Here is a 12,320-nt window from a genome sequence, read left to right on the forward strand (position 1 = left end):
GCGCTTTCTTCCCGTCGCCGCTGATTACGGCGCTGCAGTACGCCTGACGGCAACGTCAGGCACCCTCCCATTCGGCCGCATCGTCGGGAAGCGATGTGGCCGTTTTTTTGCGTGATGGCGCAGGCGTTACCCGATGCCGATCGATGCAGCGCTTAGCGCGCCGGTGGCCCGGCCGTCGAACCGCGCTTGACCACGGTGTACTTCATCACCTGATGCACGCCCTGCGCGGGATCGCCCTTGCGTCGCTGACGGATCGCATCGGCCAGCAGCGACACCGCCGCGCGGCCCATCGCGGTGACCGGTTGATGCACGGTGGTGAGTTCGGGCCAGATGGTGGTGGCAACCGGGGTGTCGTCGAAGCCGGCGACCGATACATCCTCGGGCACGCGCAAGCCCAGCCCGTGTGCGACCGCAACGGCGGCTGCCGCCATATCGTCGTTGCTGCAGAACAGGGCGGTGGGTGGTTGCGCCTGTGCAAGCAGGCTGCGCGCGGCGAGCAGGCCGGAGTGATAGGTGAACAGACCGTCTGCCATCAACTCTTCGGCTACGGGCAGGCCGGCAGCCTGCAGGCTGTCGAGATAGCCGTTGGCACGTAACGCACTGGGCGTGTGTTTGGGGTCGCCTTTGATCAAGGCGATGCGGCGATGCCCCAGTTCGATCAGGTGATCGACGATGGCGCGCGCAGCCTGATAATCGTCGATGCGCACCGAGCTGATCTGCGCCATCGGTGCGCCGCTCGCCACCGCCACGACCGGGATGCCGCGTGCGTCGAGTTCGGCGATGGTCTGGCGCGAGTCGCATAGCGGTGGCGGCAGGATCACGCCGTCCACGCCGGCCGCCAGCAAGCGCTCGGTGGCGGCACGCTGGCTGCGGATGGCGCCGCATTTTTCCACCAGCACCTGACTGCCATTGAGGCTGCTCTGTTCGAGCAGCCCGAGCATGAATTGATTGAGGTAAGCCGCGCTGGGATTGCTGTACAGCACGCCGATGCGCAACAGGCCGCTGGTGCGCAACGAACGGCCGGCCAGGTTGGGGCGATACCCCAATGCCTGGACCGAGGCTTCCACGCGCACGCGCATCTCCTCGCCGACATGTGGGTGGCGGTTGATGACGCGCGAAGCCGTCATCGGCGAGACGCCGGCGTGCTTGGCGACATCCAGCAGGGTTGCCGCGTTGTTCGCACTGCGTTGGCGCTTGGCCGCCATTGTGTGTGCTCGTCCTGGAGTGGAAGCGAAAGGCAGGTGGCGTGCTTGAGGCCTGCAGCGACCAGGACGTGCCTGGCCGCTGGCGATCGTCGCTGCGATGTCGGTATCGGCACAGACAGCGCGCAGCGTGCTCGTGCTCTGTGCCCCGCGCACTCAACCGAGGAGTGCCCGCGACGTCTGCAAATGCAGTTATTCGCTCGGCGGCTGCACGCTTTTTGCGCGGCTGCCGAAATCGCCATCGGCTTCGGCCGCCAGATACGCAAACACCGCGTAGGCCGCCACGTTTTGCGCAAGCGCCTTGGGGTCGATCTTGTCCAGCGTGTCGTCGGCGGTGTGGTGCAGATCGAAGTAGTCGGTGCCGTCTTGGGCCAGCCATGCCCAGGCGCCACCCTTGGCGGAAATCGGCCCGACATCGGGGCCGGGGCCGCCCTTGCTCGGCTCATACGCGATGCCCAACGGCGCAAGCGCCTCGGCAATCTGTCTGGTCGCTGCGCGCGACTCGTCCGGTGCCGCCGAGCCGGTGTTGAACGCATAAATGCGCCCGGCACCGAAGTCGCTCTCTGCGCCGATCTGATGCAGCGACATGTCCTTGGCGTCCTTTCCGTGCGCGGCTGCATATGCCTTGCCGCCGTACAGGCCTTGTTCCTCGTTGGCGAAGGCCACCACGCGGATGCTGCGCTTGGGCGCCTGCTTGAGTTGGCCGATCAGGTGGCCGGCGGCCATGGTGATCGCCACGCCGGCGCCATCGTCGATCGCGCCGGTGCCCAGATCCCACGAATCCAGATGCCCGCCGATCACCACCACTTCCTTCGGCTTGCTGCGTCCGGTGATTTCGCCGATCACGTTGTACGAGGTCGCGGTGCCGTCCCAGCCGCAATCCAGCACCAGCCGCACACGCGTGCTGCCCAGCGCGGTCAGGCGCGCGAGCTGGTTGGCGTCGGGCACCGACAACGCCGCTGCCGGCACCGGCGTCACGCCTTCATCGAAGCGGGTGATGCCGGTATGCGGCACGCGGTGCGAGTCGGTGCCGGCCGAGCGCATCACGAAGCCGATCGCGCCCTTGCGGATCGCTTCCGACGGGCCCTTGCTGCGCACCGCGCCGCCATTGCCGTAATCCTTGCCGTCGCGCGCCTTGGTCATCTGGTAATCGACGAACGCGATCTTGCCGGCCAGCGAGCCGGCCGGTGCGGCCTGCAGTGCGGCCAGGTTGTCGAAGCGCACCACCTCGCCTTCGACGGTGCCGCCCGGGCTGCCGCCCAGTGCGGTGATATGCAAAGGCTGCGCATGCGCGCCGATCACCGCCGCCTGTTCGCTGCGCCGCTGCCACTTCGGAAAGCGCACCGGCTCGGTCCACACCTTGTCAAAGCCCAGCGACTGGAACTTGGCCTTGGCCCAGGCCACCGCGCGCGGATCGGCCTCGCCACCGGCAATGCGTGGGCCCACTTCAGTGGTCAACGATTCCACCACCGCAAAGCCGGTGGTGTCGGCCAGGGCCTGCTCGCGCAGCTGCGCGGCGGTGCGCAGCGCGCCATCGGCGATGGTGGTCTGTGCGGCAAGCGCGGGTGTGCAGGCGAGTAGGGCAGAGATGGCAACAGCGAGGCGACGCATGCAGGGCGGCTCCAACGACAAGGGGACCCCGAGCTTATCAGCGCGACGTCCCCCGTCTGCGTGCGAAACGTCATCCTCCTGCGCGAAGTTGCGCAGCGGATGTGTCCGCTTACGGCGCGCCCGGTGTCTTCAGTGTGTCGTTCTTCAACGAATCGCGGATCTCGCGCAGCAACAGCACTTCTTCGCTCGGGCCCTTGGGGGCATCCGGCTTGCGGTGGGTCAGGCGGTTGATCAGCTTGACGACCATGAAGATCGCAAAGGCGATGATCACGAACTGCACGACGGTGTTGATGAAATCGCCGTAGCCGATCGCCACTGCCGGAATTTCCTTGCCGGTGGCATCGACGCCGGCTGGCTTGAGCACCCACGCCAGGCGCGAGAAATCCACATTGCCGATGGCCCAGCCGATCGGCGGCATGATGATCTTTTCCACCAGTGCAGTGACGATCTTGCCGAACGCTGCACCGATGACGACACCGACCGCCAGGTCGATGACATTGCCACGCATCGCGAATTGCTTGAATTCGCTGACCATTCCCATAGCGCACTCCAGATGCGGTCGCGGACCAACTGCCGCGGCGTGATCGTAGCGGGCCGCGTGTCAGCCCGCGATGATGCCGTGGCGCTCGGCAACGTTTTCCAGGCGTGCACTGAACTGATCGCCCGGCAGCAGCGGGCCGACACCGGCCGGCGTGCCCATGAAGATCAGGTCGCCCGCGCGCAATGCATAGAGCTTGGAGAGCTCATGCAAAATCTCCGGCACGTTCCAGATCATCTGATCCAGCAACGACTGCTGACGCACCTGGCCGTTGACCTCCAGCGACAGATTCAAGGCCTCCAGCGCACCCACTTCGCCGGCATGCACCAGCTCGCTGATCGGCGCGGAGTGGTCGAAGCCCTTGGCGATGTCCCATGGCAGGCCCTTGGCCTTGGCGGCGGCCTGCAGATCGCGTCGGGTGAGGTCCAGGCCCACGCCGTAGCCGTAGATCAGCGCCTCTGCCTGCTCCATCGGCAATTCGCCGGCCGGCGCATCGCTGCCCAGTGCCACCACCAGCTCCACTTCGTGGTGCAGTTCCTTGGTGCCGGGCGGGTACGGAATGTGGTCGCCATGGCCGACCACGATCGCATCGGCAGGCTTCATGAAAAAGGTCGGCTGGCCACGCTCGGCCTTGGACGCAGGCGCAGTGGCGCCCATCTCGCGCGCGTGATCGGCAAAGTTGCGGCCGACACAGTAGATGCGGTGCACCGGAAAGTTGCCGCCACCAACCACCGGAATGCGCGGGACGGCGGCGGCGGGAATCACATCGTGGGTCATGCACGCATCCTTGGGGAACGGGGCAACTGAGTCTAGCCGTTTGGCTGTGCATGGCGGAACCGCCGTGCCGCATCACTGCGATGGCTGGCAGTTATGACGATCACGGTGGGAGTTGGCGCACGCAAAACGCGCGCATGCCGGTTATGACATGCGCAGTGACATCAGGATGCAAGGCCCACCGCGCCGGATGGCGGTGGCGCGGTGCTTCAGTGCGACAACGGCAGTGCGGGCTTGCGCACCACGCGGTACTCGGCCTCGACCACGCGGGTTTGCTGCGGCGTGCGACGGTTCGACTTGCTCAGCAGCTTCCAGGCGATGCCGCCCAGGATCATCGCCGCGCCCACGAACACGCTGAAGAAGATCAGCACCGCAAGGATGACCAGACCAGCCAGGCCGGCGGCAACGCGCACCAGCGGGTGACGCGGCTTGCGCGGTGCAAACAGGTGGTGGAGGTTGCCGAATTGGAAGATGCGTGCAGGCATGGCGGTGGGCTGCCGGGCAGGAAACAGGCAGGCAGTATCGTTGCGGTTTCATGTCATTGAGTGAAAACTTCGTTAAAAGCTAGCCCAATTTGTTAAATCCATCACATCCGATGTGTTGCGCGATTGTCGCCTTAGCGGCCCGGAGCAGCGCCCACACGGGCCAGCAAATGCGCGGACCGTAGCCACTGCGTGGCGTCGGAGCGCTGCAGGCGCATGCCACAATCGCAGTCCGTTCTCGAACAGCAGACCGCATGTCTTCGTCATCGCCCACCACGCTTGCCGAACTGGCGCAGATTCCCGATGCCGGATTTCTGGAAGTCGAAGCGGTCTGGGACGGCGGCCCGGAGTCCTTGGTGCTGTACCGCGACGGCGCCCAGGTGCGCGCCTGGTTGAACGTCTGCCCGCACGCCGGCCGTCGGCTGGATTGGGCGCCCGGCCAGTTCCTCAAGACCAAGGAAGGCCATCTGGTGTGCGCGGCGCATGGCGCAGCGTTCGAGCTGAGTGGCGGCGAATGCATCAGCGGGCCGTGCCGCGGTCAATCGCTGCTGTCGGTGCCGGTACGCATCGAGGGTGAGCAGGTGGTGCTCGGGTGACTGCTGAAGGTGGTGCGACTCAGCGCGCTGCCCACCAGAACATCAGGTTGATCATCGACACCATCACCACGACGTAGATCAGCGACAGCGGTGCGCCCACGCGCCACAGCTCGCGCGGCTGATAGTTGGCCGGGCCTGCCACCATCGAGATCACCGGGTTGGAGGCAGTCATCAGGTTGTTGGACGCCGACAACGCCACGATCAGCGCGAATGCGGTCGGGTTGCCGTTGGCCGCCAGCGCCAGATTGACCGCGATCGGCACCATCACGATGGTGGCGCCGACATGGCTGATCACCAGCGAGAACGCGGTCGTCAACAGGGCCAGGCTGATTTCCAGCGCCCACACCGGAATGCCTTCGGGCAGGCGGTCGATGGTGTGCCCGGCCACCCACGCCGCAGTGCCGCTGCTGTCCATCGCCCAGCCCAGTGGAATCAGGCCGGCCATCATGAAGATGGTCTTCCAGTTGATCGAGGCATAGGCCTCGTCCATACGCAGCACGCCGCTGACCAGCATGCAGGCCACGCCGGTCATCAAGGTCAGCGCCACCGGCAGGCGCGAGGTCAGCGCGATCAGGATGGTGAAGGCGAAGATCGCCATGGCGATCTTGAACTTGTGTGGGCGCTGCTCGCCTTTGGGGAAGTCGGTCACCGGCACGAAATCGCGGCTTTCCGCCGCCTGCGCCAGGTCCTGCCAGATGCTGTGGAACACCAGCATGTCACCGCCGCGCAGCGGCACGTTGCGCACGTCCTCGCGGATCACCTGCTTGTCGCGATTGATCGCCAGCAGGCTGATGCCGCTCTGCTTGCGCAGGCGCAACTCGGCGGCGGTCTTGCCGATCAGCCGCGAGTTGGGCGGGATCAATGCTTCGGAAATGCCAGCCAGGCTCGGGTTGAACAGATCGCCCAGGTTGCGCAGGCGCGAGGACATGCGCAGGAACTGGTTCTGCGCAAAGTCGGTCACTTCCTGGCGCGGGCCCATCGCCCCGAGCACGCTGCCGACCCAGATGCGCATGTCCGCCGGCGGCGCCAGGCGGGTGTCGTTGCCGGTCTTCAAGGCGAGCAGCAAGGGCGCGTCGTGCAGCGCCTCGGCCTCGCCCAGGGTCATGCCGACCAGCGGGCTTTCGGCGCTGACGGTGAGCTCGAACACGTCGCCGTCGATGCCGTAGGTCTTGGCGAAATAGCTCTCGGTGCGCGAGGGCGTGACGCCTTCGTTGATCAGGCGTTCTTCCTCGATCAGCTTGCGGTCGCCGTAGAAACGGAAGTACAGCAATGCGGCGATCAGCAAGGCCACGCCGATCGGCAATGGCGCGAACATCGTCAACGGCTCGATGCTGGCCATGCCCGAGGGCAGGTTGTTGTTGGCCGACACCAGCAGGTCGTTGAGCAGGATCAGCGGCGAATTGCCCACCATGGTCAGCGCGCCGCCCATCACGATGGCTGCGGCAATCGGCAGCAGCATGCGTTGCAGGGTCAGCCCGGTGCGTGCGGCCAGCCGCGAGGCGACCGGCAGGTACAAGGCCATCACCGACGGGTTCTGCATGAAGGACGAGTTCAGGCCGGAGATGGCCAGCGTCATCATCATCAGGCGTTGTTCGCTGCCATGCGAGCGCCGCAGCAACCAGGTCGCCAGGCGATTCAACGCACCGGTGCGCTCCAGCCCCGCACCGAGAATGGTGGTGGCGATGATGCTCATCACCGCGTTACCGGAAAAACCACCAAACAGTTCTTCCGGCGCCACCAGCCCTGTGACGCCCAGCACCACCAGCACGATCAAGGCCACCACGTCGGCGCGGATGCGCTCGAACAAAAACATCGCCATCGTGAAACCGACCAGCCCGAGGACGAGCTTCATATCGTTGGTCAGTGTCAGCGCGGTGTCCATCGGGGCGGGGATTCGGGATTCGGGAGTGGGGATTGGTCAGGCGACTGCGGCGTCGAGTATGCGGGGAAGCGCTGTTACGAATCCCCAATCCCCGCTCCCGAATCCCGGTCATAAACCAGATCCCACACGCCGTGGCCGAGCTTCTGGCCGCGGGTTTCGAAGTGGGTCTGCGGGCGCCAGGCGGGGCGTTCGACGTGGCCGCGCGGACCGGCGCGATTGACCAGGCCCGGGGTGGCGTCGAGCACGTCCCACATCTGTTCGGCGTAATCGGCCCAGTCGGTGGCCGCATGCAGGCGGCCGCCATCGCGCAGCTTGCGCACCACCAGCTGCGCGAATGCCGGCTGGATCAGGCGGCGCTTGTTGTGGCGCTTCTTGTGCCACGGATCGGGGAAGTAGATGCGCACCTCGTCAAGCGCGCCATCGGCGATCTCGTGTTCGAGCACTTCCACCGCATCGTGGTGATACAGGCGCACATGCGTGCTGCCATCATCGTCCAGCGCATTGAGCAGGCGACCGACGCCGGGCGCATGCACCTCGATGCCGATGTAGTCGCGGCTGGGGTCCTGCTGCGCGGCAAAGCGCAATGCCGCGCCATTGCCAAATCCGATCTCCAGCACCTTGGGTGCGGGACGGCCGAAGGCCGCATCGAGATCGCGCGGCGCACCGCTGTAGTCCAGGCCGAAACGCGGCCACAACTCGTCGAACGCGCGCTGCTGCGCCGGGGTAAAGCGGCCCTGGCGCAGCACGAAGCTGCGCACCTGCCGGCGGCCCTCTTCGATGGTGAAGGGCTTGGGCGGCATCTTGGCGCCGTCGCTGGTGAAAGGATCAGTCATGAGGAAGTCACATCAAAAAACAAAAGCCCCTCTGCCTTGGGGAGAGGGGTTAGGGTGAGGGTACGGCGTGAGGGAGCACTTGCAGCAACGCGCGATCCAGCAACGGCCACATCCGCCACGTCACACGGCCAAGCATTGCGCATCGACTGCAATGTCAACGCAGCACACCCACTCATCCAATCACGCCATCCACCGGGCTGGACGCCGAGGCATACCGCTTGCGCGGAATCCGCCCGGCCAGGAAGGCCTCGCGTCCGGCCTCGATCGCCTTGCGCATCGCGCTGGCCATCAGGATCGGATCGCGCGCACCGGCGATGGCGGTATTCATCAGCACGCCGTCGCAGCCCAGCTCCATCGCGATCGCCGCATCCGATGCCGTGCCCACGCCGGCATCGACAATGATCGGCACCTTGGCGTTTTCGATGATTTCCAGCAGGTTGTACTTGTTCTGGATGCCCAGCCCGGAGCCGATCGGCGCGGCCAGCGGCATTACCGCCACGCAGCCGATCTCTTCCAGGCGCTTGGCCAGGATCGGATCGTCGGAGGTATAGACCATGACCTCAAAGCCGTCGGCCACCAGCTGCTCGGCAGCCTTGAGCGTCTGCACCACGTCCGGGTACAGCGTGCGCTCGTCGCCGAGCACCTCCAGCTTGGTCAGGTTGTGGCCATCCAGCAGCTCGCGCGCCAGCCGGCAGGTGCGCACCGCGTCTTCGGCGGTGTAGCAGCCGGCGGTGTTGGGCAGCAGCGTGTAGCGATCCGGCGGCAGCACATCGAGCAGGCTGGGCGCGTTCGGGTCCTGGCCGATGTTCACCCGGCGGATCGCCACGGTGACGATCTGCGCGGCGGCCGCTTCGGTGGCCAGGCGGGTTTCGTCCAGGTCCTTGAACTTGCCGGTGCCGGTCAGCAGGCGCGAACGGTAGGGCTTGCCGGCGATGATCAGCGCATCAGAGGGGGCGGTATTGGTCATCGGGCAATTATCACCGATCGCGCGCAGCTGCGCCGGCCTGCACGTCGCATCAACCGCCGCCCAGCGCGTGCACGATCTCCACCACATCGCCGGCACGCAACCGGTGCGTGGCATGCCGCCCGCGCGACACGATTTCGCCATTGACCTCCACCGCCACGCGCCGCTGTGCAAGACCTTCCTGCTCCAGCAGGGTTGCCAGCAGCAAGTCGTCGGGAATGTCGCGCGGGGTGCCGTTGAGTTGAATGTTCATGTCATCATTGTGGCATCGCGTGCCGTCAGGGCGCGCGTTTTTGCGTTATGCGGCAATGCAGCGTGAGCGCGGGCGGCGAGGGTGAAACCATGTGCCATGCGCCGGCGTACGTCAGCAGGTCCGGTCCAGTTCCACACTACCTTGAGCAGGCACTTCCATGGCTTCAACTCTTCGCCCGATCCGTTCCCTGATGGCCGTGGCCATCGCCATTGCGGCCACCCCGGCCGTGGCCGCGTCTGCCTTCGACCAGACCGTGTTCTTCGGTGACAGCCTCACCGACAGCGGCTACTACAACCCGTTGCTGCCGGCCGCCTCGCGCGCAGTCACCGGCAAGTTCACCACCAACCCGGGCTGGGTCTGGGCCGAATACGTCGCCGACCATTACGGCACCAATGCAGCGCCCAACGGCAACGGCCAGACCGGCGACAACTACGCTGCCGGCGGCGCCCGCATCCAGGCCGGTTCGACCAGCGTGCTCGGCGCCGCGCCGTCGGTGACCAGCCAGATCAACACCTACCTGAGCGCCAACGGCGGCCAGGCCAATCCGAACGCGCTCTACACCGTGTGGGGCGGCGCCAACGATCTGCTCGCCGCTGCAGCTGCGCCGGCCCAGGCGCAGGCCATCATCGGCAACGCTGTCACCGCGCAGGTCGGTGCAGTCGGCGCCTTGCAGGCCGCCGGTGCGCGCTATGTGATGGTGCCGACCATTCCGGACGTGGGCATCACCCCGCGCTTCCGCGCCGGCGGTGCCGCCGCGATGGCGCAGGGCACTGCTGCGGCAACCGCCTACAACACCGCATTGTTCAATGGCCTGCGCTCGGCCGGCCTGCGCGTGATCCCGGTCGACACCTTCCACATCCTGCAGGAAGTGGTTGCCGATCCGGGCACCTACGGCTTCAGCAACGTCACCAGCACCGCCTGCAACCCGGCCGTGCCGCTGCCGGCGTGCAACCCGACCAGCCTGGTCGCCGCCAACGCCCCGAACACCTATGTGTTTGCCGACGGCATCCATCCGACCACCGCCACCCACCAGATCCTGGGCCAGTACGCCATCTCGCTGCTGGAAGCGCCGCGGCTGCAGCAGGTGCTGACGCATTCGGCGCAGGCCATCGGCCGCGCGCGCGCCGACCAGGTGGCCTGGCATCTGGATGGCAAGCCGGACGCCGACGGCCTGCGTTGGTGGGGCAGCGTGCGCGGCGACATGCAGCGCTACGACCACGCCGATCTGTACGACGGCATGGCCCCGGCCGGCCTGTTCGGTGTGGACTGGACTGCGGGCGACCTGGTGTTCGGCGGCTTTGCCGGCTTCGGCAGCATGGATGCCGACTTCGGCAACCGTAACGGCAGCTTCAAGCAGGATGACACCACGCTGGGCGGCTTCTTCGGCTGGTACACCGGCCCGGTCTGGGTCAATGCCCAGGTCAGCTACAGCTGGCTCAGCTACGACGTCGACCGCGAAGTGCAGCTCGGGCCGGCCACCCGCGTGCACAGTGGTTCGCCGGATGGCAGCAACCTCACCGCCGCGGTCAACGCCGGCTATTCGCTGGGCGAAGGCAACGTCAAGTACGGCCCGGTGGTCGGCCTGACCTGGCAGAAGCTCAAGCTCGACGGCTACACCGAGAGCAACGAAAGCTCCACCGCATTGGGCTATGCCGATCAGGACATCGACTCGATGGTCGGCCGCATCGGCTTCCAGGTGCGCCTGGACGGTGCTGCGGTCAAGCCGTACCTGCAGGCGACCTACGACCACGAGTTCAAGGACGGTACCGAAGCCAGCGCCTGGCTGCAGTCGATGCCGGAAGTGGGCATGTACACCGTCCCGGGCCAGAACTTCGATCGCAACTACGCCACCGTCGTGCTGGGTGCCCGCACCGGCTTGTGGGGCCTGCAGAGCAACATCGGCCTGAGCACCACCACCGCACAGCGCAGCGCCCGAGATGCGACGCTGTTCGTGAACTTCAGCGGCAATTTCTGATCCACGTTGCACAGTTGCACGCGGCAAAGTCGTAACACACGAGGGCCGGGCAACCGGCCCTCGTCACATCTGTGCATTGCGCCCGGCCCCCGCACCCGCCTACACTCTCGCAACGCCACGCGGGCGTAGCTCAATGGTAGAGCTGTAGCTTCCCAAGCTACTGACGTGGGTTCGATTCCCATCGCCCGCTCCAGTCTTGCGAAGTTCAGCGCTAAACTCTTGATTTTGCTGACTATTTCGCTTGGTTGAAGACCGCCTCGAACGACCTCCCAAGGTATCGTTTGAGGTATCGTTTTGACAAAGCCCCTCTTGCTGCATCGGCCGTCAGGCCTCTACGTGCGCTTCTTGGTTCCTGTTGATTTGCGGGGGCAGGTCGGCTCGCGTTTTCTGGTTCGTCCTCTCCATCTTCGCCCCGGCGATCCTGCGCGTCTGGTGTCTGCCTACATGGGGATGGCACTATCGAACGCGTTCCAAGCATTGAGGCAGGGGAAGCCGGTGGATCTGGACGAAGTGCTGCGGCGCATCCGAGAGCAAGGACTGCGCGAACTCACATTGACCGATGTGACGCTGCCTAATGGTACGCGTCTCGGTAAGGCCCAGATCGACACGCCCGAGGACGCAGCGCTGTTTGCTGAGTTGTTGCGTGAGCCTGCCACCGCGCTTGCCGCACCTGCCAAGCCAAGCGGTTGGCGCACCGGGAAGGCCAAGGCGTCTGGTCCGCTGCTGTCCAAAGCGATTGCGGATCACTTGGGGGACTTGGGTCGCGCGAAGCTCCACAGCAAGACAGTGCTTGAAAGCCGCCACTCATTGCGTTTGTTTGCTGGTGCGGTGGGGCAAGACTTGGCAGTGTCCGAGTTGACGGCAGACCATGTGCGGGCATTTTTCGATGTCGTGAGGTGGTGGCCGTCGAATGCGACCAAGCGCGCACCCTACAAGGGCCTTGCGGTCATGGATGTAGTGGCGCTTGCCCGAGCCCATCAAGTTCCAGAGCCTGCTGCCTGGACCGTTGCCAAGCACCGGCAGCGCTTGTCGGTGTTTTTGGTATCGCTTGTGTCGGCAGGGCTTTTGTCGAGCAATCCGTTGGCGGGTATCCGGGCGATTTCGACGCCTGACGCAGACGACACGGGTGAGCCTGTCGACTCCCCGTAAAATTGGTCCATCCATAGTTAGAGGTCCCCGGGCACACTAGCCACCAAGGAGACCAACGATG

Annotated in this window: 12 protein-coding genes and 1 tRNA gene; 4 read left to right on the forward strand and 9 right to left on the reverse strand. The window is 65.6% G+C overall.

Annotated elements, in window-relative coordinates; genetic code table 11:
• Positions 1 to 152: 152 nt before the first annotated feature.
• The 5 genes from LL972_RS08585 to LL972_RS08605 form a co-directional block, all read right to left on the reverse strand.
• On the reverse strand, positions 153 to 1,205 hold the full coding sequence (locus LL972_RS08585; protein ID WP_039525778.1) for a LacI family DNA-binding transcriptional regulator: 1,053 nt from the start codon (positions 1,203 to 1,205) through the stop codon (positions 153 to 155).
• A 189-nt stretch (positions 1,206 to 1,394) separates the two neighbouring features.
• Positions 1,395 to 2,813, reverse strand: coding sequence for a M28 family peptidase (locus tag LL972_RS08590; protein WP_228327230.1), 1,419 nt, complete (start codon positions 2,811 to 2,813; stop codon positions 1,395 to 1,397).
• Between the two features lie 109 nt (positions 2,814 to 2,922).
• Positions 2,923 to 3,354 (reverse strand): large-conductance mechanosensitive channel protein MscL, encoded by a 432-nt coding sequence (mscL, locus tag LL972_RS08595; protein ID WP_184625763.1) that lies wholly within the window; start codon positions 3,352 to 3,354, stop codon positions 2,923 to 2,925.
• Between the two features lie 60 nt (positions 3,355 to 3,414).
• Complete coding sequence (locus LL972_RS08600; RefSeq protein WP_228327231.1) at positions 3,415 to 4,128, reverse strand: fumarylacetoacetate hydrolase family protein; 714 nt, start codon at positions 4,126 to 4,128, stop codon at positions 3,415 to 3,417.
• Positions 4,129 to 4,334: 206 nt separating this feature from the next.
• Positions 4,335 to 4,610: a hypothetical protein gene (locus tag LL972_RS08605; protein ID WP_102585145.1), complete on the reverse strand. Its 276-nt coding sequence runs from the start codon at positions 4,608 to 4,610 to the stop codon at positions 4,335 to 4,337.
• 251 nt (positions 4,611 to 4,861) lie between these two features.
• Between LL972_RS08605 and LL972_RS08610 the strand changes: the two genes are divergently transcribed.
• A complete protein-coding gene (locus LL972_RS08610) occupies positions 4,862 to 5,203 on the forward strand; it encodes a Rieske (2Fe-2S) protein (RefSeq protein WP_228327232.1) in 342 nt (113 codons plus the stop codon).
• 19 nt (positions 5,204 to 5,222) lie between these two features.
• Here LL972_RS08610 and LL972_RS08615 read toward each other — a convergent pair whose 3' ends face one another.
• From LL972_RS08615 to thiS, 4 genes are all read right to left on the reverse strand, one after another.
• The gene (locus LL972_RS08615) at positions 5,223 to 7,085 is read right to left on the reverse strand and encodes an SLC13 family permease (RefSeq protein WP_104648908.1); all 1,863 of its coding nucleotides are present in this window, start codon (positions 7,083 to 7,085) and stop codon (positions 5,223 to 5,225) included.
• Positions 7,086 to 7,159: 74 nt separating this feature from the next.
• Positions 7,160 to 7,918 (reverse strand): tRNA (guanosine(46)-N7)-methyltransferase TrmB, encoded by a 759-nt coding sequence (gene trmB, locus LL972_RS08620; RefSeq protein ID WP_104536135.1) that lies wholly within the window; start codon positions 7,916 to 7,918, stop codon positions 7,160 to 7,162.
• 172 nt (positions 7,919 to 8,090) lie between these two features.
• Complete coding sequence (locus LL972_RS08625; RefSeq protein ID WP_054592191.1) at positions 8,091 to 8,885, reverse strand: thiazole synthase; 795 nt, start codon at positions 8,883 to 8,885, stop codon at positions 8,091 to 8,093.
• Positions 8,886 to 8,934: 49 nt separating this feature from the next.
• On the reverse strand, positions 8,935 to 9,135 hold the full coding sequence (gene thiS, locus LL972_RS08630; RefSeq protein WP_104583664.1) for a sulfur carrier protein ThiS: 201 nt from the start codon (positions 9,133 to 9,135) through the stop codon (positions 8,935 to 8,937).
• Positions 9,136 to 9,325: 190 nt separating this feature from the next.
• Here thiS and LL972_RS08635 point away from each other — a divergent pair, with 190 nt between their 5' ends.
• From LL972_RS08635 to LL972_RS08645, 3 genes are all read left to right on the forward strand, one after another.
• Positions 9,326 to 11,110, forward strand: coding sequence for an autotransporter outer membrane beta-barrel domain-containing protein (locus LL972_RS08635; protein WP_228327239.1), 1,785 nt, complete (start codon positions 9,326 to 9,328; stop codon positions 11,108 to 11,110).
• Between the two features lie 119 nt (positions 11,111 to 11,229).
• Positions 11,230 to 11,303, forward strand: a tRNA-Gly gene (locus LL972_RS08640).
• A 101-nt stretch (positions 11,304 to 11,404) separates the two neighbouring features.
• A complete protein-coding gene (locus tag LL972_RS08645; protein ID WP_228327233.1) occupies positions 11,405 to 12,259 on the forward strand; it encodes a hypothetical protein in 855 nt (284 codons plus the stop codon).
• Positions 12,260 to 12,320 lie beyond the last annotated feature (61 nt).

The sequence above is a fragment of the Xanthomonas campestris pv. asclepiadis genome (assembly GCF_020784175.1).
GTDB lineage: Bacteria > Pseudomonadota > Gammaproteobacteria > Xanthomonadales > Xanthomonadaceae > Xanthomonas > Xanthomonas campestris_D.